25 protein-coding genes are annotated in these 20,228 nt (G+C 68.9%); 19 read left to right on the top strand and 6 right to left on the bottom strand.

Translation table 11 applies throughout. The features are described from left to right. The first annotated feature begins 159 nt into the window (after window positions 1-159). Window positions 160-504 (top strand): hypothetical protein, encoded by a 345-nt coding sequence (locus tag F464_RS0124795; protein WP_018992558.1) that lies wholly within the window; start codon window positions 160-162, stop codon window positions 502-504. A 4-nt stretch (window positions 505-508) separates the two neighbouring features. Here F464_RS0124795 and F464_RS0124800 read toward each other — a convergent pair whose 3' ends face one another. After that, a complete protein-coding gene (locus F464_RS0124800) occupies window positions 509-1,612 on the bottom strand; it encodes a substrate-binding domain-containing protein (protein ID WP_018992559.1) in 1,104 nt (367 codons plus the stop codon). Between the two features lie 291 nt (window positions 1,613-1,903). Between F464_RS0124800 and F464_RS0124805 the strand changes: the two genes are divergently transcribed. The 10 genes from F464_RS0124805 to F464_RS0124850 all read left to right on the top strand — a co-directional run bounded on the left by F464_RS0124805 (window position 1,904) and on the right by F464_RS0124850 (window position 9,993). Further along, window positions 1,904-2,725 (top strand): substrate-binding domain-containing protein, encoded by an 822-nt coding sequence (locus F464_RS0124805; RefSeq protein WP_018992560.1) that lies wholly within the window; start codon window positions 1,904-1,906, stop codon window positions 2,723-2,725. Window positions 2,726-2,865: 140 nt separating this feature from the next. Continuing rightward, window positions 2,866-3,879 carry a ubiquinone anaerobic biosynthesis protein UbiU gene (gene ubiU / locus F464_RS0124810; RefSeq protein ID WP_018992561.1) on the top strand — a complete coding sequence of 338 codons (1,014 nt, stop codon included), beginning with the start codon at window positions 2,866-2,868 and terminating at the stop codon, window positions 3,877-3,879. Between the two features lie 8 nt (window positions 3,880-3,887). After that, the gene (locus F464_RS0124815; RefSeq protein ID WP_018992562.1) at window positions 3,888-4,784 is read left to right on the top strand and encodes a U32 family peptidase; all 897 of its coding nucleotides are present in this window, start codon (window positions 3,888-3,890) and stop codon (window positions 4,782-4,784) included. A 25-nt stretch (window positions 4,785-4,809) separates the two neighbouring features. Then, window positions 4,810-5,313, top strand: coding sequence for a ubiquinone anaerobic biosynthesis accessory factor UbiT (gene ubiT, locus F464_RS0124820; protein WP_018992563.1), 504 nt, complete (start codon window positions 4,810-4,812; stop codon window positions 5,311-5,313). 126 nt (window positions 5,314-5,439) lie between these two features. Further along, window positions 5,440-6,519, top strand: a complete 1,080-nt coding sequence (locus F464_RS0124825) for a VanZ family protein (RefSeq protein ID WP_018992564.1) — start codon at window positions 5,440-5,442, stop codon at window positions 6,517-6,519. Window positions 6,520-6,592: 73 nt separating this feature from the next. Next, the gene (locus tag F464_RS0124830; protein WP_018992565.1) at window positions 6,593-6,913 is read left to right on the top strand and encodes a (2Fe-2S) ferredoxin domain-containing protein; all 321 of its coding nucleotides are present in this window, start codon (window positions 6,593-6,595) and stop codon (window positions 6,911-6,913) included. Further along, window positions 6,910-7,557, top strand: coding sequence for an alpha/beta hydrolase (locus F464_RS0124835; RefSeq protein ID WP_018992566.1), 648 nt, complete (start codon window positions 6,910-6,912; stop codon window positions 7,555-7,557). Before F464_RS0124830 ends, F464_RS0124835 begins: the two co-directional genes overlap by 4 nt. Window positions 7,558-7,585: 28 nt before the next feature. Further along, window positions 7,586-8,197: a glutathione S-transferase gene (locus tag F464_RS0124840; protein ID WP_018992567.1), complete on the top strand. Its 612-nt coding sequence runs from the start codon at window positions 7,586-7,588 to the stop codon at window positions 8,195-8,197. A gap of 13 nt (window positions 8,198-8,210) precedes the next feature. Beyond that, window positions 8,211-9,182: an ATP-binding cassette domain-containing protein gene (locus F464_RS0124845; RefSeq protein ID WP_018992568.1), complete on the top strand. Its 972-nt coding sequence runs from the start codon at window positions 8,211-8,213 to the stop codon at window positions 9,180-9,182. A gap of 13 nt (window positions 9,183-9,195) precedes the next feature. Continuing rightward, complete coding sequence (locus F464_RS0124850; protein ID WP_018992569.1) at window positions 9,196-9,993, top strand: ABC transporter permease; 798 nt, start codon at window positions 9,196-9,198, stop codon at window positions 9,991-9,993. Window positions 9,994-10,006: 13 nt separating this feature from the next. Here F464_RS0124850 and F464_RS0124855 read toward each other — a convergent pair whose 3' ends face one another. Further along, the gene (locus F464_RS0124855; RefSeq protein ID WP_018992570.1) at window positions 10,007-10,342 is read right to left on the bottom strand and encodes a DnaJ family domain-containing protein; all 336 of its coding nucleotides are present in this window, start codon (window positions 10,340-10,342) and stop codon (window positions 10,007-10,009) included. 216 nt (window positions 10,343-10,558) lie between these two features. On the opposite strand from F464_RS0124855, the gene acuR reads away from it, so the two are divergent. The 3 genes from acuR to F464_RS0124870 are packed head-to-tail and all read left to right on the top strand — an operon-like array spanning window position 10,559 to window position 13,151. Beyond that, complete coding sequence (acuR, locus tag F464_RS0124860; protein ID WP_018992571.1) at window positions 10,559-11,194, top strand: acrylate utilization transcriptional regulator AcuR; 636 nt, start codon at window positions 10,559-10,561, stop codon at window positions 11,192-11,194. A gap of 57 nt (window positions 11,195-11,251) precedes the next feature. Then, entirely contained in the window at window positions 11,252-12,235 is a 984-nt protein-coding gene (gene acuI, locus F464_RS0124865) for an acrylyl-CoA reductase (NADPH) (protein ID WP_018992572.1), read from the top strand. A gap of 7 nt (window positions 12,236-12,242) precedes the next feature. Further along, a complete protein-coding gene (locus F464_RS0124870) occupies window positions 12,243-13,151 on the top strand; it encodes an alpha/beta hydrolase family protein (protein ID WP_018992573.1) in 909 nt (302 codons plus the stop codon). A gap of 28 nt (window positions 13,152-13,179) precedes the next feature. On the opposite strand, the gene ccoG is transcribed toward F464_RS0124870, so the two are convergent. Then, window positions 13,180-14,571, bottom strand: a complete 1,392-nt coding sequence (ccoG, locus tag F464_RS0124875; protein ID WP_018992574.1) for a cytochrome c oxidase accessory protein CcoG — start codon at window positions 14,569-14,571, stop codon at window positions 13,180-13,182. Between the two features lie 344 nt (window positions 14,572-14,915). On the opposite strand from ccoG, the gene F464_RS0124880 reads away from it, so the two are divergent. Next, a complete protein-coding gene (locus F464_RS0124880) occupies window positions 14,916-15,521 on the top strand; it encodes a cytochrome c oxidase subunit 3 family protein (RefSeq protein WP_026296302.1) in 606 nt (201 codons plus the stop codon). A gap of 3 nt (window positions 15,522-15,524) precedes the next feature. Next, a complete protein-coding gene (locus tag F464_RS0124885; protein WP_018992576.1) occupies window positions 15,525-15,833 on the top strand; it encodes a hypothetical protein in 309 nt (102 codons plus the stop codon). On the opposite strand, the gene F464_RS0124890 is transcribed toward F464_RS0124885, so the two are convergent. After that, window positions 15,828-17,240: an aminotransferase-like domain-containing protein gene (locus F464_RS0124890; protein ID WP_018992577.1), complete on the bottom strand. Its 1,413-nt coding sequence runs from the start codon at window positions 17,238-17,240 to the stop codon at window positions 15,828-15,830. The two genes, F464_RS0124885 and F464_RS0124890, sit on opposite strands and share 6 nt — an antisense overlap. A gap of 176 nt (window positions 17,241-17,416) precedes the next feature. Here F464_RS0124890 and F464_RS0124895 point away from each other — a divergent pair, with 176 nt between their 5' ends. From F464_RS0124895 to F464_RS0124905, 3 genes are all read left to right on the top strand, one after another. Further along, window positions 17,417-18,163, top strand: a complete 747-nt coding sequence (locus tag F464_RS0124895; protein WP_018992578.1) for a TerC family protein — start codon at window positions 17,417-17,419, stop codon at window positions 18,161-18,163. A gap of 22 nt (window positions 18,164-18,185) precedes the next feature. Beyond that, window positions 18,186-18,623 carry a universal stress protein gene (locus F464_RS0124900; RefSeq protein ID WP_018992579.1) on the top strand — a complete coding sequence of 146 codons (438 nt, stop codon included), beginning with the start codon at window positions 18,186-18,188 and terminating at the stop codon, window positions 18,621-18,623. 104 nt (window positions 18,624-18,727) lie between these two features. Beyond that, window positions 18,728-19,195 (top strand): ferritin-like domain-containing protein, encoded by a 468-nt coding sequence (locus F464_RS0124905; protein WP_018992580.1) that lies wholly within the window; start codon window positions 18,728-18,730, stop codon window positions 19,193-19,195. Here F464_RS0124905 and F464_RS0124910 read toward each other — a convergent pair. Both F464_RS0124910 and F464_RS0124915 read right to left on the bottom strand, forming a co-directional pair. Further along, window positions 19,192-19,512, bottom strand: coding sequence for a cytochrome C oxidase subunit IV family protein (locus tag F464_RS0124910; protein ID WP_018992581.1), 321 nt, complete (start codon window positions 19,510-19,512; stop codon window positions 19,192-19,194). The genes F464_RS0124905 and F464_RS0124910 overlap by 4 nt on opposite strands. Window positions 19,513-19,521: 9 nt before the next feature. Continuing rightward, window positions 19,522-20,220: a heme-copper oxidase subunit III family protein gene (locus F464_RS0124915; RefSeq protein WP_018992582.1), complete on the bottom strand. Its 699-nt coding sequence runs from the start codon at window positions 20,218-20,220 to the stop codon at window positions 19,522-19,524. Window positions 20,221-20,228 lie beyond the last annotated feature (8 nt).

Raw genomic sequence — 20,228 nt, forward strand, 5'->3', positions numbered from 1 at the left:
GCGGAACCCGGACGCAGCCATGCGTTGCGGGTTCCGCCTTGCGCCCGTCGTGCGGAATTGCCCAAAAAGCGTAAATTTCATCCACCGGACGGTGACGTTTTCAGCGGATGAGATCAAAGTAGGCACTCGCCGGCGGCAATGCGACCGAGGGAGGGGCACATGGGCACGGAGATCGACGGGCGCAGCGCGGCGCCATCCTTCCCATACCTGCTTTACCGCTACCTGTGGCCCTTCCAGTACTTCCGCGACGTCACCCGCGGCGGCCGCATGGAGCGCCAGCAGAACTACCGCCACAACCGCGCGATGCGCCGCTACCTCCCCGGTTTCATCGCGAAATGGAGCTTCCTGACGGTCCTCGCGATGTCCTCCGGCGGCGCGCTGGAACGGTTCGGCCTCGCCGTGCCGGCGGCAGGCTGCTTCATCTTCGCCACCTGGACGCTTCTCGTCGCGCTCGTGCTCGCCGTCGACTGGCTGTGGCTCGAACGCTTCCCGGAGCTTTACTAGCCCCCTACTTGTACCAGGGCAGCGTGCGCCGCAGCGACACGATCTCGCCCGCACCGGCCGCGTCGTAGCCCGGCTGCGCCTCCGCCAGACGGCAGAAGGCGTCGCTGCGCAGGGCGTCGAGCACCGCGCGCATGCCCGGCCGCTCCAGCCCGTCCTTGAGACACACGAGAAAATACTGTTCGTGCGCCAGCGGCACGAAGTCGAGGCCGAAGCGCCGTGCCGCCGCACGCAGCCCGAAGCCGCAGTCGGCACTGCCAGCCGCCACATGCGCCGCGACCGACAGATGCGTGTGCTCTTCGGTCCCATACCCCGCGATCGCCGCCGGCGACATGCGCGCGCGCGCCAGCAGTTCGTCGAATACGAGGCGCGTGCCGGAGCCCTTCAGCCGGTTCACGAAAACGATGTCCGCCCGTGCGAGGTCCTCGAGCGCCGTCAGCCCGCGCGGGTTGCCGGACGCCACGATCAGGCCCTGCTCGCGCCGCGCGAAACGGATCAGCTTATGCACGCCCAGACGCAACTCACGCCCGATCGCGGCGTGGATCCCGGACCCGCGTCGGCACAGCCTTTCGTCGTCGAGCGGCAGATGGATGCCGGCGAGCACGCAACCGCCCGCGTTGAGCCGCTGCAGCGCCTGCGTACTGCCGACGTATTCCACGTCCAGCAGCACGCGCGCCTCGCGCAACATCGCGTCGCGCAGCCCGCCGAACAGCAGGTCGTGGCTCGCAGCGGTCGGCAGCACGTCGAGCCCCGGATCCACCGCCAGCAGCAGCTCCCGGTCCAGCAGGCCGGCGAGGGTTTCCGCCTGCGGCAGCAGGCGCGCCAGCGCGCGCTTCTCGGCCCACAACAGCCTTTCCCCGAACTCCGACAGCCGCGCCGCGCGCCCCTGCCCGCCGGCGATCAGCGCTTGGCCGAACGCCGCCTCGTGCCGCCGCAACTCGCCCCACAGATGGCGGTAGGACACTCCGAGCAACTCCGCCGCCTTCGCGATCGAGCCCTGCACGCGGATCGCGTCGAGCATCGCCGTCAGCGGATTGCCCAGCTGCAAGGGGCCGCCCGGCGGCGCATCCTCGCTGCCGGCGACGAAACGGTAATCGAGTGTCACGCCCATGCATCGAGCTTAACCGAATTTCGCCCCGCCCTTGCCTGCGGCCCCGCGCGCGCCCTTGCGCGCCGCCGCACCTGCACAAAAAGCAACACGGGTTTCTGCCGCGGCGCTCCGCGAGCGCAGCTTGATCCGACGCGACTCCCGCGTCATGGCGGCTGTCACGCCGCGGGGAGGCGCAACGCAACCTATGCAATCCCGTGCATAAGCCACTCTAGCCCGCCCGACACAGTCCGGGCGCCCCCCTGCGGGTTTTGATACAAACAAGCACCAACAACACCACCACGGAGACCCGTAATGGCCAGTCTGTTCCGCCCCCTGCTGCTCGCCTGCGCCTGCCTGCTGGGCATCGCCGGCGTGCACGCCGAAGACAGGTTCATCACCGTCGCGTCGACCACCTCCACCGAACAGTCGGGCCTCTTCGGCCACCTGCTGCCGCGTTTCGAGCAGCAGGCGGGCTTCAAGGTGCGCGTCGTCGCGCTCGGCACCGGCCAGGCGCTCGACACCGCGCGCCGCGGCGACGCCGACGTCGTGTTCGTGCACGATCGCGCCGCGGAGGAGAAATTCGTCAGCGACGGTTTCGGCGTCGAGCGCAAGGAAGTGATGTACAACGACTTCATCCTCGTCGGGCCGAAGGCCGACCCGGCCAAGGTCGCCGGCGGGCACGACATCGTCGAGGCGCTGAAGAAGGTCGAGGCCACAAAGGCGCCCTTCGTGTCGCGCGGCGACAAGAGCGGCACGCACGCGGCCGAACTGCGCCTGTGGAAGCTCACCGGCATCGACCTCGAACAGGCGAAGGGCCCGTGGTACCGCGACTCCGGCTCCGGCATGGGCCCCGCGCTCAACATGGCGGCCTCGCTCGGCGCCTACATCCTCGCCGATCGCGGCACCTGGCTGTCGTTCAAGAACCGCCAGGACCTCGTGATCGCCGTCGAGGGCGATAAGCGCCTGTTCAACCAGTACGGCGTGATCCTCGTGAATCCGGCCAGGCACCCGCACGTGAAGCGCGAAATGGGTCAGCAGTTCATCGACTGGATCGTCTCGCCGGCCGGACAGAAGGCCATCGCCGACTACAAGATCGACGGCGAACAACTCTTCTTCCCCAACGCAGCGAAGTGATCGCCAATACGCGGCGGGCACGCGCACCGGCCGTGCCCGCCGCGATTTGTGCCGCCGACCGGCACACCCCTTGATTCGCGTCAACGCGGGCCCGACGCTGCCGAACTATGGTTGCGGAGCTTTTTTCCCCAACCCCCGCCATGACCTCCAATACGAAAATCGAACTCGTCTGCCCGGCAGGTAGCCTGCCGGCGCTGAAGACGGCCATCGACCATGGAGCCGACTGCGTCTACCTCGGCTTCAAGGACGCGACCAACGCCCGCAACTTCACCGGCCTGAATTTCGACGCCAAGGCGATGACCGAAGGCGTGCGCTACGCCCACGACCGCAAGCGCAAGGTGCTGGTCGCTCTCAACACCTACCCGCAGGCCGGCAACTGGTCCGGCTGGACGGCGGCCGTGGACCGCGCCGCCGACCTCGGCATCGACGCGATCATCGTCGCCGACCCGGGCCTGATGGCCTACGCACAGAAGAAGCACCCGCAGCTGCGCCTGCACCTGTCCGTGCAAGGCTCGGCGACCACCTACGAGGCGATCAACTTCTACGCCGAGCGCTTCGGCATCCAGCGCGCCGTGCTGCCGCGCGTGCTGTCGCTGCCGCAGGTGCAGCACGTCATCGCCAACACCAAGGTCGAGATCGAGGTGTTCGGCTTCGGCGGCCTGTGCGTGATGGTCGAAGGCCGCTGCGCGCTGTCGGCCTACGCGACCGGCGAATCGCCCAACTGCAACGGAGCCTGTTCGCCCGGCAAGCACGTGCGCTGGGAACAGACGCCCCAGGGCATGGAAACGCGGCTGAACGGCATCCTCATCGACCGCTTCGACGACGGCGAGCGTGCCGGCTACCCGACGCTGTGCAAGGGCCGCTTCGACGTGAACGGCGAGACCTACTACGCGATCGAGGAACCGACCAGCCTCAACACGCTGGAATTGCTGCCCGATCTGGCCCGTGCCGGCGTGCGCGCGATCAAGATCGAAGGCCGCCAGCGCAGCCCCGCCTACGTCGCGCAGGTCACGCGCGTGTGGCGCGAGGCGATCGACCGCGTGATGCGCGACGCCGACAGCTTCGCCGTGCAGCCGGCGTGGATCGCCGAACTCGACAAGGTTTCCGAAGGCCGCAGCCATACGCTCGGCGCGTACTACCGGCCGTGGAAGTGAACACCACCATGAAAATCGCTCTGGGTCCCCTGCTCTACTACTGGTCGCGCCAGCAGACGCTGGAGTTCTACGCACAGGTCGCGGAAAGTCCCGCCGACATCGTCTATCTCGGCGAGACGGTGTGCTCGCGCCGCCACGAACTGCGCGCCGAAGACTGGCTCGACGTCGCCGCGATGCTCAAGGCTGCCGGCAAGGAAGCCGTGCTGTCCTCGCAGTCACTGATCGAGTCCGAATCCGACCTCAAGGCCCTGCGCCGCGTCATCGCGCAGGACGAATTCCGCGTCGAGGCCAACGACATGTCGGCGGTGAACCTGCTGACCAAGGCCGGCCGCCGCGACTGGATCGCCGGCCCGACGCTCAACATCTTCAACCCGCAGACGCTGTCGATGATGGCCGAAGCGGGCGCGACGCGCTGGATGGCGCCGCCCGAGATGTCCGGCGCCGTGCTGGCCGAACTCCTCGCCTCCGGCGCCCCCGCGATCGAGACCGAAGTGCTCGCCTGGGGGCGGCTACCGCTCGCCCATTCGGCGCGCTGCTTCACCGCCCGCCACTACAACCTGCAGAAGGACACCTGCGAGTTCAAATGCCTGGGCATGAAGGACGGCCTCGTGCTGCGCACCCGCGAAGGCGAGCCCTTCCTGACCCTCAACGGCGTGCAGACGCAGTCCGCGCGCGTGCACAACCTGCTCGGCGACCTGCCGACGCTGCGCGACACGGCCCAGGTGCTGCGCGTGAGCCCGCAGGGCGACGACACCGTGCGCGTGCTCGAACTCTTCCGCGACGCGATCACCGGCACGCTGTCGCCGCAGGACGCCTTCGCCCAGAGCAAGGCGCTGATGGTCGAGGCCCCGTGCAACGGCTTCTGGCACGGCCGCCCCGGCGTCGAACAGTACGTCTCCGCCTGAATCCGTTTTCCTGGAGTCACATCCGATGAGCAGCTTCCGCATCCCGGCCTTCACGCTCCCCGCGCCGCTCGCGCGCATCGCGGCTCACCTGCCGCAGCGCCCGCCGACCCTCGCGCTGACCACGGCGCTCAACCTCGCGCTCGGCCGCGTGCTGTCGCGCGAGGACCTCGAGCCGCTGAGCGGCCGCCACCTGCGCATGCGCGTGCGCGACGCCGGCCTGACACTCGACTTCACGCTCGGCCCGCGCGGCTTCGTGCCGCTGTCGAGCGGCGGCGAGCCCGACCTCACGCTGACCGCCAACGTGCGCGACTACATCGCGCTCGCGCTGCGCGAGGAAGATCCCGACACGCTGTTCTTCGGCCGCCGCCTGCTGATGGAAGGCGCGACCGACCTCGGCCTGCTGGTGAAGAACACGCTCGACGCCGTCGACTGGGACGCCCTGCACGCGGAATATGCACCCTCCAGCGTGCTGCGCCGCCTCAACCCGCTCACCCGCAGCCGTCCGCAGCAGTCGCTCGGGGCGCACTGAGCGGTCTGCGCACACAATCCTGTGGGAGCGGCTTCAGCCGCTCCCACAGGGCGGCTCCCCCACCGGGCTCATCCACCCGACATCCGCGCTAGAATCGGGGTTCCGAATCACGCCCCGACCCGCCCGATGCCTCTTGCGCGTGCCGTGTCATCCCTGCCGCGCCACCTCGCCTTCGCGTACGGACTGCTGATCGTCTACGCGTGCCTGCACCCGCTCACCGGCTGGCGGCCGACCGGGCTGCCGCTGCTCGACTTCCTCGCCGCGCCCTGGCCCAAGTACTACCGCAGTGCCGACATCGTCCTCAACGTGCTCGGCTTCCTGCCCTTCGGCTTCGTCCTCGCGCCCGCCCTGCCGCAGCGAATCGGGCGCGTCGCGGGCGTCGCGGGAGCCACGCTCATCGCGGCGCTCCTGTCCTTCTCGATGGAAGTGACGCAGAATTTCCTGCCGACGCGCGTCCCGTCGAACGTCGATCTCGCCTGCAACACCACGGGCGCCCTGCTCGGGGCGCTGGCCGGCGCACGCTGGGGCCACCCGCTGTTCGACCAGAGCGGCTGGCTGCACCGCTGGCGCTCGGCGCGCATCATCCCCGGACACATGGGCGACCTTGGGCTGATCCTGCTGGGCCTGTGGCTGCTCGCGCAGTTCACGCCCGACCGCGTACTGTTCGGCAGCGGCGACCTGCGCCAGCTGCTGGGCCTGCCGACGCCGCTGCACTTCGAGCCCGAACGCTACATCCTGCTCGAGACCGTGCAGGTCGCGATCACGATCGTCGGCGTGGGGCTGTTCGCACGCTGCATGATGCGCAGCGCCTCGCCATGGCCGGTCGCACTGCTCCTGCTGCTGGGCATGGGCGCGAAATCGGTCGCGACCGCATCCTTCTACATCCCCGGGGAGGCGCTGCTGTGGCTCACGCCGGGTACGCGCCAGGGGCTGCTGCTGGGCCTGCTCGTGCTCGCCGCGGCGCTGCTGCTGGCGAGCGTGTTGCAACACGCGCTCGCCGGCGTCGCGCTGCTCGCGGCCACCAGCCTCACCAACCTGCTGCCCGAGAACCCCTACTTTGAGGTCGGCCACCACATGCTCGGCCAGGGCAACTTCCTCAACTTCCACGGCCTCACCGAACTCAGCGCCAACCTGTGGCCCTTCCTCGCGCTCGCCTACCTGTCCGCGGTGGGCCTGTGGCGCGGGGAGCATCTCACGCGGCGCTGAGCGGCCCGACGGCTATAATCGCTCGCATTGCGGAGCGGCCCGGCGCCGGCGCCGCCACCTCCCGGAGTCCCCGATGAGTTATTTCAAGCACCACGTTTTCTTCTGCTGCAATCAGCGCGAACCCGGCAACACCTGCTGCAACGACCACAAGGCGACGGTCATGCAGACCTACGCCAAGGACCGCATCGCCGCGCTGGGGCTCAAGGGCCGCGGCAAGATCCGCATCAACAAGGCCGGCTGTCTCGACCGCTGCGACGAGGGGCCCGTGCTGGTCGTGTACCCGGACAACGTCTGGTACACCTACATCGACCAGGACGACATCGACGAGATCATCAATGAGCATCTCGTCCATGGCCGCGTCGTCGAACGCCTGCGCCTGCCGGATAACGCATGACCCGGCCGCAGCCTCCCGAGAGCGTCCTGCTGCGCGGACGCGACGGCGCGATCGAGGCGCTGATCGACACCCCCGAACGGGTGCGCGGCATCGCGCTGGTGTGCCACCCGCACCCGCTGTTCGGCGGCACCAACACCAACAAGATCGTGCATACGCTGGCGCGCACGCTGCGCGAGCTGGGCTACGCGGTCGTGCGCCCGAACTTCCGCGGCGTCGGCAAGAGCGAAGGCGAGCACGACCACGGCAGCGCCGAAACCGAGGACATGCTCTCGGTGATCGCGTGGATGCAGTCGCGCTGGGGCACCCTGCCGCTCGCGCTGGGCGGCTTCTCCTTCGGCGCCCACGTGCAGACGCGCGTCGCCGCGCGGCTCGCCGACGGCATGACGCCCGCGCACCGCATCGTGCTGGTCGGCACCGCGGCGGGCGACGTGAGCGGCGCACGCAGCTACACCACCGGCCCCGTACCGAAGGACACGCTGGTGATCCACGGCGAGGAAGACGACACCGTTCCCCTCGCGAACGTGCTCGACTGGGCGCGGCCGCAGAACCTGCCCGTGGTCGTCGTACCGGGCGCGGACCACTTCTTCCACGCCCGCCTCACCCTCATCCACGACATCATCCTGCGCAACTGGGCGCCGCTGTGAGCGGCGCGCCACTTCACCGGAGAACGCCATGAAGCTCTTCGCCTCGCTGACCAGCCCCTACGCACGCAAGATCCGCATCATCCTCGCGGAAAAGTCCCTGCCTTACGAGCTGATCGTCGATTCGCCGTGGGAGGCGAACACGCGCATCCCCGACGTGAATCCGCTGGGCAAGGTGCCCGCACTCGAGACCGACGACGGCGAGGTGTTCTTCGATTCGCCGGTGATCGCGGGCTATCTCGAGATCATCGCCGGCGCCCCGAAACTCCTGCCGGCCGACCCGCTCGAAGCGCTCCGCGTGCGCCAGATCGAGGCGCTCGCCGACGGCGTGACCGACGCCGCGGTGCTCGCGCTGCTCGAATCGCGCCGCCCCGAGGGCCTGCGCAGCGAACCCGAGATCGACCGCCAGATCGACAAGGTCGACCGCGCGCTCGACGCGCTCGAAACGCGCGCGAGCGGACGCGACTGGATGTACGGCAACGCGATAAGCCTGGGCGACATCGCCGTCGCCGTCGCGCTCGGCTACCTCGACCTGCGCTTCCCGCAGCATGAATGGCGCCGCGAGCACCCCTCGCTGGCCGCCCTTGCACGGCGCATGTTCGCGCGTCCGAGCTTCACCACGACGAAGCCGCCGGTCGGCTGATGCCGTGACGGGAGTGCCCGCTGCAATCCGTGACCTCGCCCTCGCCAGCCCGCTGGAGATCCGCGGGCTGCGCAAGCGCTACGGCGACAACGAGGTCGTCGCCGGCATCGACCTCCGCCTGCGCGCAGGCGAATGCTTCACGCTGCTGGGCCCCAACGGCGCAGGCAAGACCACGACGCTGCGCTGCGCGCTGGGCCTCACCCGCCCCTCGGGCGGCGAGATCTTACTCGCCGGCCTGCCGGTGCCCGAGCGTGCGCGCGAGGCGCGCATGCGGGTGGGCGTGGTGCCGCAGCAGGACAACCTGGACCCCGACTTCACCTGCGCCGAGAACCTCCTCGTGTATGGCCGCTACTTCGGCCTCGACGACGCGACGATCACGGCACGCATCCCCGAACTGCTGGCCTTCGCCGGTCTGGAAAGCAAGCGCGACGCGCGCATCCAGTCGCTGTCGGGCGGCATGAAGCGGCGCCTGACGCTCGCGCGCGCGCTCGTGAACCGCCCCGACCTGCTGATCCTCGACGAGCCGACGACCGGCCTCGATCCGCAGGCACGCCACCTGATCTGGGAGCGCCTCAAGCAGCTGACCCGCAACGGCACGACCGTGCTGCTGACGACGCACTTCATGGACGAGGCCGAGCGCCTCGCCGACCGGCTCGCGATCCTCGACGCCGGGCGCATGCTCACCGAGGGCAGCCCGCGCGAAGTGATCGCGGCGCAGATCGAGGCGCAGGTCGTCGAGGTGTATGGCGACTGGAACGGTGCCGCGCGCAACGGTACGAGCGGCGCACAGGCCTGGGCGGAGGCGCACGCGGGTGCGTTCGCGCGCCGCTACGAAGTGAGCGGCGAGACCGCCTTCTGCTACCTCGACGACGCGGCGCCGCTGATGGCCCACCTCGCGGAGCAGCAGGGGCTGCGCTACCTGCGCCGGCCGGCGAACCTCGAGGATGTGTTCCTCAAGCTCACCGGCCGCGACCTGCGCGACTGAAGAGACCGCTCCGATGGCGACCATCCCCCTCCGCTCGACCTTCCGCGCCCCGCGCCTGTCGCGCCGCTTCGTGCCGGTGTGGCAGCGCAACTTCCTCGTGTGGCGCAAGCTCGCGCTGCCCTCGGTGCTGGGCAACCTCGCCGACCCGATGATCTACCTCTTCGGCCTCGGCTTCGGCATCGGCATGCTGGTGCCCGAGATCGGCGGCGTGTCCTACATCAGCTTTCTCGCCGCCGGCATGGTGTGCTCGTCGACGATGAACAGCGCATCCTTCGAGGTGCTGTACTCGTCCTTCTCGCGGATGCACGTGCAGCGGACCTGGGACGCGATCATGAACGCACCGGTGGAGCTCGACGACATCGTGTTCGCGGAGCTGGTGTGGGCGGCGTCGAAGGCACTGCTGTCGGGCGTCGCGATCCTCGGCGTGATCGTCGTGTTCGGCCTCGTCGACAGCCGCTACGTGCTGTGGCTGCTGCCGCTGATCTTCCTGATCGGGCTGAGCTTCGGCGCGCTCGGTCTGGTGATGACCTCGGTCGCGCCGAGCTATGACTTTTTCATGTACTACTTCACCCTCTTCATCACGCCGATGACGCTGTTGTCCGGCGTGTTCTTCCCCGCCGAACAGCTACCGGCCGCGGTGCAGGCCGCCGCTTCGCTGCTGCCGCTCGCGCACGCGGTCGAACTCGCGCGCCCGCTGCTGCTGGGGAAACTGCCCGACGACATCCTGCTGCATCTGGCCGTGCTCGCAGCCTACGGCGTCGGTGGTTTCTGGGTCGCGCTGGGGCTGACGCGGCGGCGGCTGCTCGGCTGAGGACCGGGCTGCGTCAGCGGCGCAACAGCGTCCCGAGGGTCACCACGAGCATGCCGAGGCGGCGCCGGATGTGCGCCTTTTCGGCCTCGTCGCCCCCCTCGCCTTCCTCGCCTTCCCCGGCTTCGGCGAGCGCCTTGCGCAACGCCGCGATCTCCCGCCGCAGCAGCACCTCCTGCGGCACGAAGCCGGCGTTCTTCAGGATGCGGTTGACCATCCTCTGCTCGGGCGACTGGAAGGGCTCGTCGTCGAACACGAGCGGCCTGCCCGCCCCCGGCAGATGATCGAGCTCGCCGCGCCGGATCGCGTCGGCGATGCGCTGCTCGGCAAGGATGTCGAAGATCGATGCCATGTCGCTCGTATCGGTAGAGTCCCGTCTTCCGCAACCCGATTCTTCAATGATAGCGCCCGGCGGGGCCGGCGACCGAGCTGCAAGCGGACGAGTTGCCGATGGCGTCCCCGCGCGAACGCGCGATCGTCGGTGCGATCGGATAACTGAAAGGGACAACTGAAAACCACAACCGAAATGTCGGTTGAGATTTCTAGGCATGCGGTCTAATATTCGGACATGGATCCTGCCGCCTCCCTCCCCCGTCGCCCTCGCGGCCGCCCGACGCGCCACGGGCACAACTATGCGGACACACGCGAACTGCTGATCCGGCGCGGCACGGAACTGCTGACCGAGCGCGGCGTCAGCGCGACGGCGCTCGACGAGGTGCTGAAGTCGGTCGGCGTGCCGAAAGGGTCTTTCTATCACTACTTCCCGAGCAAGGACGCCTTCGTCCTCGCGACGCTGGATTCCTATGCCGCCTACCTGCTGCGCAAGCTCGACCGCCACCTCGGCGACACGAGCCTCGCTGCGCTTGCGCGCCTGCAGTCTTTCGTTGACGACGCCTGCCGGGGCGTGGAGCGCTTCGACTTCACGCGCGGCTGCCTCGTGGGCAATCTCGGTCAGGAAGTCAGCTGTCTGGACGCGGAGATCCGGCGGCGGCTGGAGGAAATTTTCCTGGCCTGGGAAGCGCGCGTCGCCGACTGCCTGCAGGACGCCGTCACCGCCGGCGAACTGCCCGCAGGCACCGATTGCGCGGGCCTGTCGCACGCATTCTGGATCGGCTGGGAAGGCGCGATCCTGCGCGCTCGGCTGATGCGTTCGACCGAGCCGATGCGCGCGTTCTTCCGTCTTTTCAGGGCCGCACTGCGGTGATTTTTTGCGTCTATTTGTAGTCGTTTAGTCTATTTATTCCGACAAGGAGCGAACACGATGTTCCAGGGCATTCTGATCACCAAGGACGATGCGGGGTACCGCGCCGGGCTGCAGGCCATCGACGAGGCCGTGCTGCCCGAGGGAGACGTGACGGTGCGTGTCGCATGGTCGACGCTGAACTACAAGGACGGGCTTGCGATCACCGGGCGCTCGCCGGTCGTGCGCCGCTTTCCGATGGTTCCCGGCATCGACTTCGCCGGCACGGTCGAGAGCAGTTCGCATCCCGCATGGAAGGCGGGCGACCAGGTCGTGCTCAACGGCTGGGGCGTCGGCGAAGTGCATTGCGGCGGCCTCGCCGAGGTGGCGCGCGTGAAGGGCGACTGGCTCGTGCGCCTGCCGGCGGCCTTCACGACCCGCCAGGCGATGGCGATCGGCACCGCCGGCTACACCGCGATGCTGTGCGTGCTCGCACTCGAAAAGCACGGCATCACGCCGGGCGACGGCGAGATCCTCGTGACCGGCGCGAATGGCGGCGTCGGCAGCGTCGCGATCGCGCTGCTCGCGCGCCTCGGCTACACCGTGGTCGCCTCGACCGGCCGCGTCGCCGAATCCGACTACCTGACCGGTCTCGGCGCCGCGAGCGTGATCGACCGCAAGGAACTGTCGGAACCCGGCAAGCCGCTCGGCAAGGAGCGCTGGGCGGGGGTCATCGACACCGTCGGCAGCCACACGCTCGCGAACGCCTGCGCGACCACGCGCTACCGCGGCGCGGTAGCGGCCTGCGGGCTCGCGGGTGGCATGGACTTCCCCGCGACCGTCGCGCCCTTCATCCTGCGTGGCGTCACGCTCTACGGCATCGACAGCGTGATGGCGCCGCAGGCGGTGCGCGTCGAGGCCTGGGAACGTCTCGCGCGCGACCTCGACGTCGCGAAGCTCGAAACGATCACGAGCGAGATCGCGCTCGCCGACGCACCAGCCGTCGCCGCCAAGCTGCTCGCCGGGCAGTTGCGCGGGCGCGTCGTGGTGAAGGTCGGCGGCTGATCCGGCCATGGACGCCGTCCTCCGGTCGCAGCAGCGCAGCGTCGAGTTCCCGGCCGCGGACGGCTATCCGCTGCGCGGCACCTACTGGCCCGGCCCGGACGCGCCGCGCGGGGCGCTCCTCATCAACGCTGCGACCGGGGTCGCCGCACGCTACTACACGCGCTTCGGCGACGCGATGGCCGAGCGCGGCTTTCGCGTGCTCGCCTATGATTACCGCGGCATCGGCGAATCCCGGCCCGCTCGGCTGCGCGGCTTTCGCGCGACCAAGCTCGACTGGGGCGCACTCGACTGCGAAGGGGCGCTGCGCCTGCTGCGCGCACGTGCCGACGGCCTCCCCCTCTACGCCGCGTGCCACAGCATCGGCGGCTTCGCGCTGGGCCTCGCGGAGAGCGCGGCCCACGTCGAGCGCGCGCTCTTCGTCGGCTGCCAGTACGCCTACTGGCGCGACTATGCGCCCCACGTGCGCCTGCCCTACCTGCTGCGCTGGCATGCCTTCATGCCGGCGGTCGCCGGGCTCCTGGGCTACTTCCCCGGCAAGCGCCTCGGCTGGCTCGAAGACCTGCCGAAGGGGGTCGCGCTCGAATGGGCCTTCCGCTTCCACCCGCGCTTTCACCGCTTCTACCGCCTGCTGCCGCATGCGAGCAAGGCGGTAGACGGTCACGCGCTCGAACGCCGCATGGCGGCCTTCCGCGGCGAGATCCTGTCGCTCGCCGACACGCACGACGAATACGCGACGCCCGCCGCGTGCCGGCGCCTGCTCGACCACTTCCCGCACGCGCAGCGCCGCTTCGTGCAGCTCGACCTGGAACGCGAAGGACTGCCGCCGATGGGGCACTTCGGGTTCTTCCATGCCCGCTACCGCGACAGCCTGTGGCAGCGGGCGGCCGATTGGCTGGAGACGGGTCGACAGCCGTGAACACACCCGCGCGTCCTCGGGCGCGCGCTCACGGCAGGATGAAGCGGCTCGGCTCCAGCACCTTGCGCGTCGCGTCGTGCGTCGCCGCGATGCGGAAGGTGATCGGCCGCACCCCCGACAGCGCCGTGTCGCCGGGCGCGGAGAGGGTCAGCGACACGGGTCGCACGCTGCCCGCCGCGACCGCGAAGACCCGTTCGCCGACGACCTCGATGCCCGGCACGCCGCTCGCCTCGACGATGAACTCGCGCGGCGCGTCGTCGAGGTTCTTCAGCTTCAGCGTGTAGGCGTTCTCGATCCGTCCGGCGGGCGTCTCGCGCAGCAAGGCGCCGCGGTCGCGCAGCACGTCGACCTGCAGCAGCGCGCGGTGGCCCAGCGACCACACCCCGAGCGCGACGACCGCCAGCAGCAGGCCGCCATACACGGCGAGGCGCGGCCGCCCGGCCGGCGCGGGCGGCACCTGAGCGGCAAGCTCACGCTCCGAGGCGAAGCGGATCAGGCCGGTGGGCGTACCGACGCGCGTCATCACCGTGTCGCACGCATCGATGCACAGGCCGCAGTTGATGCAGCCGAGCTGCAGGCCCTCGCGGATGTCGACGCCGGTGGGACAGACTTCGACGCAGATGCCGCAATCGATGCAGTCGCCGCCGCTGCGCCCGGCCTGGCCGCGCGCCTGTCGCGGCTCGCCGCGCCGCAGGTCGTAGCTGACGGTCGCGGTATTGCGGTCGAACATCACGCCCTGGAAGCGCGAGTACGGGCACATGTGCTGGCACACGGCCTCGCGCGCGAAGCCCGCCTGCACGTAGGCGAACAGGCCGTAGAAGATCAGCCAGAAGCTCTCCCACGGGCCGGTGCCGCCGACTGCGAGCGCCGGCAGCAGCTCGCGGATCGGCGTGAAGTAGCCGACGAAAGTGATCGCCGTCCACGCCGCGATCAGCAACCACAGGCCGTGCTTGACGCCCTTGAGCGTGAGCTTGCGCGCACTCATCGGGCTCTGGTCGAGCTTCAGGCGTTCGAGGTGGTCGCCCTCGACCTTCGCCTCGACCCACGCGAAGATCGTCGTATACACCGTCTGCGGACAGGCAAAGCCGCAGAAGAGGCGCCCGGCGAGCGCGGTGACGAGGAACAGCGCGGTCGCCGCGAGGATCAGGGCCAGCGCCAGCAGCAGCGCGTCCTGCGGCCACAGCACGAGGCCGAAGAGGTAGAGCTTCTCGTGCACGATGTCGAAGAGCACGGCCTGCCGCAGCGCGCCGTTACTCTCCCACGTCAGCCAGCCGCCACCGTAGAAGACGATCTGCGTGAGCCACACGATCTCCCAGCGCAGCGTGTTGAAGCGCCCCGCGACGGCCCGCGCGTGGATCTTGCCCTGCTTGCGGTACAGCTCCAGCTTCGCCTCGCGCACCTTGCTGACGGACTTGCCCATTCCTGCCTTCCTCCGGATGCGGACCGGGGGAGACAATTTCCCCGGTCGACGCCGGTGGCGAGTACATCATCGCGCGGCAGACAGGAACAGTTTCAGAAAAACACATTTCCGACAGGAACAGATCTTGAGTAGCTCCGTTCGCCCTGAGCTTGTCGCAGGGCGGAAGCTCCGCGAGGCTTCGACAGGCCTGTACTGAGCGAAGTCGAAGGGCTCAGCCCGAACGGCATCTGCTTGCCGGCTTGATGAACGCCTGAACTGTGCCGATCGGAAACCCGATAGGCTGTATCTGTGATCACCGGGCGGATCGGACGACAATGATCGAATCGAACAATGGGCGCATCGGCATGACGACAATCGCAATTCCCGCCCCCCCGCCGCGGCGAGAGGCCGCGCAGGCGGGGCGGGTTCCCGGCAACAGCGGCATCTGGGTCGGCATCACCTGCGAATTCGTCGAATTCGCCGTGCTCTTCATCGTCTATTTCGTCGCCCGCGCGCATTTCCCCGAAGCCTTCGAGCATGGTTCGGAGCGCCTGTCGCGGGTCTCGGGCACCATCATCACGCTGCTGATGGTGACGAGCAGCTTCTTCATCGCCGCGTCGGTCGTGACGATGCGCGCGGGCCAGCGCGGGCGCTCGCTGGGGTGGCTGGTCGCCGGGCTGGTCGTCGCGCTGGGCTATCCGCTCGCGAAGTTCCTCGAGATCCGCTGGAACCTCGCGCACGGCATCGACGGCGAAGCGGGCATCTTCTTCACCGTCTACTACTACCTGACGATCAACCACCTGGTGCACGCGACCTGGGGCATCCTCGGCATCCTGTGGGTGCTCGCGCGCCACGTCGCCGGCGCCTATTCGGCCGAGGAGCACAGCGGGCTGGAAGCGCTGGCGAGCTACTGGCACGCCACCGACATCATCTGGCTGGTCCTCTTCCCCTTCTTCTACGTGCTGGCCTGACCCATGCGCCCGACCGAACGGAAACCCGCCACCGCGCTCGCCGCGCTGACCGCCGCCTGGCTGATTCTCGTCGCGTTGACGCTGCTGAGCCTCGGCCTGGGAAAGTGGTTCCACGGCGCAGCGTGGCTGCCCGTGGTGGTTGCGGCCATCGTGTGGGCCAAGGGCATGCTGGTCGCGCAGCGCTTCATCGAGGCCGAGCTCGCCCACCCCTTCATCCGCCGCGTGCTGAAGGTCTTCGTCGCCTTCGCACCGCTCGCGCTGGTGCTGATCGCCTTCTTCGGGCGCGAATTCGCGCGCTGGGCAACGTTATAACTGACGCGCGAGGAGCTGACCGAGCGTCGCCATCGCCGCCTGCTGACGCTCCGAGTCGGGGTGGCCGAAGTTGAGCCTCAGCCAGTGGCCGAATTCGCGCTTCGCGGAAAAGATCGGCCCCGGCGCGATGCTGATGCCGTGCGCGAGCGCTTGCTGGTGCAGCAGCAGCGTATCCACCTGGCGCGGCAGTTCCAGCCACACGAAATAGCCGCCCTGCGGCCGCGCGAGCCGCACTCCGGGCGGGAAATGCCGCTCGATCGCGGCGATCAGCGCGACCTCCTGTTCCGCGAGCTTGCGCCGCAGCTGGCGCAGGTGGTTCTCGTAGCCGCCCTGTTTCAGGTAGTCCGCCAGCGCGATCTGCACCGGCACCGTCGTCGCGAGGCTGGTTGCGAGCTTCAGGCGCTGGATGCGGTCCGCGTAGCGCCCGGCCGCGACCCAGCCGACGCGGTAGCCGGGCGCGAGGCACTTCGAGAACGAGGAGACGTGCATCACGAGGCCGTCCGCATCCACCGCCTTGGTGCACAGCGGCGCCTGCCGGCCGAAGTACAGCTCGGCATAGACGTCGTCCTCGATCAACGGCACCTCGAAGCGGCGCAAGAGTTCGACCAGCGCCTTGCGGCGCTCGTCCGGCACGAGGCTGCCGGTCGGGTTGGCGAAGTTCAGCATGAACAGGCAGGCCTTCACCGGGTGGTGGCGCAGCGCGTCCTCCAGCGCCGGCAGGCTCACGCCTTCGCGCGGGTGGGTCGGGATCTCGATGACCTTGAGCCCCAGCCGCTCGCTCGCCTGCAGGCCGGCGTAGAAGGTCGGCGACTCGATCGCGATCAGGTCGCCGGGGCGCGTGACGGCCTGCAGGCACAGGTTGAGCGCCTCCATCGCGCCCGAAGTGATCACGATCTCCTGCGGCGACACGGGGGCGCCGTGCGCGAGGTAGCGCAGCGCGAGCTGCCGGCGCAGCTCCTCATTGCCCGGCGGCAGGTCGGTCACCGTCGCGAGCGGGTCGAGCCGGCGTGCCGCATTCGCGAGGAAGCGCCCTAGCTTGTCGAGCGGATACAGGTAGGGGCTGGGGAAGCTCGACCCCAGCGGGACGACCGCGGGGTCGCGCACGCTGTCGAGGATCTGGAAGATGAAGTCGCTCACCTCGAGCTGCGTCGAGCCGCCGACCGGGCGCGTCATGTCCGGCTCGGGCAGGTTGCGGCCGAGGCGGGCGCGCACGAAGTAGCCCGACTTCGGCCTTGCCTCGATCAGGCCGCGCCCTTCCAGCAGGTAGTAGGCCTGCGTGACGGTGATCGGGCTGACCTTGTGCGTATGGCAGGCCTGGCGTACCGACGGCAGCCGGTCGCCGGCGCGCAACACGCCGTCGGCGATGAGCTTTTCCGTCTGCTCGGCGAGATCCTGGTAGCGGCTCATGGGGCCATGTTAGCAGGGGCAACTCGCTGCGGCAGGCGCTGAAAGCGGGCCGCAAGGGCGCCGCCGTATCGTCCGCGTCGTCGGATCCCGGCTGCCGCCCCTGTCGCGCGATCGTTTTCTTGGCGACAATGACGGCCTTCGGCCCCACCATCCGTGCTTGAAAAGGAGAACGAGCAGTGCTCGAAACAATGATGACCGGCACCTTCTGGATCTCGGTGCTGCAGATCATCGCCATCGACATCCTGCTGGGCGGCGACAACGCGGTCGTGATCGCGCTCGCTTGTCGCAAGCTGCCCGAACACCAGCGCAACAAGGGCATCGCGTGGGGCGTCGTCGGCGCGATCGCGCTGCGCATCGTGCTGATCTTCTTCGCGCTGCAACTCCTCGCGCTGCCTTTCCTGAAGGTCGTCGGCGCGCTGCTGCTGCTGTGGATCGGCGTGAAGCTGATGCAGCCGGAAGACGAGGACGGCCACGGCAACGTCGAGGGATCGACGCATCTGCTCGGCGCGATCAAGACCATCGTCGTCGCCGACGCGGTGATGAGCCTCGACAACGTGATCGCGGTCGCCGGCGCGGCCAAGGGCGATCTCGCGCTGGTGGTCTTCGGTATCGTCGTCAGCATCCCGATCATCGTGTGGGGCAGCAAGTTCGTGCTGAAGCTCATGGACCGCTTCCCGGTCGTGATCACGCTGGGCGCCGCGTTGCTCGGCTGGATCGCCGGCGGCATGCTGGTCGGTGACGTGGTCGTGCAGCCCTACGTCGAGCACCTGCCGGGCTGGCTGCACTACCTGACCTCGGTCGCGGGCGCCCTGCTCGTCGTCGGCGTGGGCACGTGGCTCGCCCGACGCCAGGGCGGTGAAGAGACGCCGCTCGTCGAACTCGCGGTCGAAGAGACCGGCGACAGCGGCGCCCGCCGCCACTGACCGCGCTGACAAGGAGATCGTGATGCTCAAGGTGCTCGTCCCCCTCGACGGCTCGGAAAACGCCAACCGCGTGCTGGATCACGTCATGAAGCTGCGCGCGGTGAGCGGTGGGCTCGACATCCACCTGCTCAACGTACAGATTCCCGTCGACGGCCACGCCCGCAGCTTCGTCAGCCACGACGACCTCGAAACCTGGCACCGCGAGGAAGGCCTCGCCGCGCTGGCCACGGCGCGGGCGGCGCTCGACGCGGCCGGCGTGCCCTACACCCACCACATCGCGCTCGGCCATGTCGCCGACACCATCGTCCGCTACGCAACCGAGCACCGCTTCGACAAGATCGTCATGGGCACGCACGGCCGCGGCGCGCTGCTGCAAGCGCTGCTCGGCTCCGTCGCCCACGCGGTGCTGGAACGTTCGCCCGTCCCCGTGACCCTCGTGAAGCCCCAGCCGCCGGGCTGAGCCGCCTTTCCCCTCCCCGCCCTGCGGCCGCGGTCGCGGTGGTCTAGAGTGGGGTAGCGACGCCGAGCCGACAGCGCACGGCGCCGCGCACAGGAGAGCACATCATGGCGGAACTCGACAAGGAAGCGGTGGTTGCGGCACTGAACCGGATCCTCGAGGCGGAACTCGCCGGAGTCGTGCGCTACACGCATTACTCCTTTCTCGTCTTCGGCTTCGGGCGCATTCCCATCGTCTCGTGGCTGAACGCGCAGGCCGACGAATCGCTGCAGCACGCGCGCATGGCCGGCGAATGGATCACCACGCTGGGGGCGCACCCCTCGCTCGCGATCGGTCCGCTGCTCGACTCGCACCAGCACGACATCGGCGCGATGCTGCGCGAATCGCACGAATCCGAGCGCGGCGCGCTGAAGCTCTATCACGAGCTGCTCGCGCTGGTCGCGGACCGCTCGGTGGCGCTCGAGGAATATGCGCGCCAGATGGTCCAGACCGAGGAGCTGCACCTCGCGGAAGTCGACAAGATGCTGCGCAAGCCGGGGGACCTGTCTGCCTTCGCCCCGGCGCGGTCGAGCTAGAGCGCGCCGAAGAACGCGCTGCGCGTGACGAAGACGTAGTCGCCTTCGAGCACCATCAAGGCGACGAGCACCAGCACGCACAGCGGCGGCAGCAGGATCGCATAGACCAGCGCCCGCCGCTCCCAGCGCAGGTGCATGAAGACGGCGACGATCAGGCCGGCTTTCATCAGCATGAAAGTGACGATGAGGCCCCAGCGCAGCAGCCCCTGGGCGTGGAAGAAGTCGACGAGGTAGGACATCGTGCTGAGCATGAAGAGCAGGCCCCACACCTTCAGGTACAGGCCGATGGGGTGCTGCTGGCCGGATGCGTGGCTCATGGCGCCTCCTCACCAAAGGTAGAACAGCGCGAAGATGAACACCCACACGAGGTCGACGAAGTGCCAGTACAGGCCCGCGATCTCGACATTGCCGTACTTGCCGCCATCTTCGCCGCGCGCCTCGTAGCACCCCGCGAGCACGCGCGCGGCGATGCTCAGCAGGTAGATCACGCCGACGCTCACGTGCAGGCCGTGGAAACCGGTAATCATGAAGAAGCTCGCGCCGAACTGCGCCGCCCCCATCGGGTTGCCCCACGGCCGCACGCCCTCGGCGATGAGCTTGCTCCACTCGAAGGCCTGCATCGCGACGAAGCTCGCGCCGAGCAGCGCGGTCGCAGCGAGCAGCGCCGCGCAGCGCACGCGGTCGCGGCGATAGGCGCAGTTGACCGCCATCGCCATCGTGCCGCTGCTCGTGATCAGCACGAAGGTCATGATCGCGATCAGGATCAGCGGCAGGGTCTGGCCGCCTATCGTCAGCGCAAACACCTCCGACGCATTCGGCCACGGCTCGGTGGTGGCGATGCGCACCGTCATGTAGCCGGTGAGGAAGCTGCCGAAGACGAAGGTGTCCGAGATCAGGAAGATCCACATCATCGCCTTGCCCCACGGCACCGCGAAGGCCTGCCGGTCGCCGGACCAGTCGGCGACGAGGCCGCGCCAGCCGCCGGCGGGCGCCGAGTTCGGGACGGGTGCGGCAGTCGTAACCATCGCGCAAA

Origin of the sequence: Aromatoleum toluclasticum ATCC 700605 (assembly GCF_000378245.1) — a bacterium.
GTDB classification, from domain to species: domain Bacteria; phylum Pseudomonadota; class Gammaproteobacteria; order Burkholderiales; family Rhodocyclaceae; genus Aromatoleum; species Aromatoleum toluclasticum.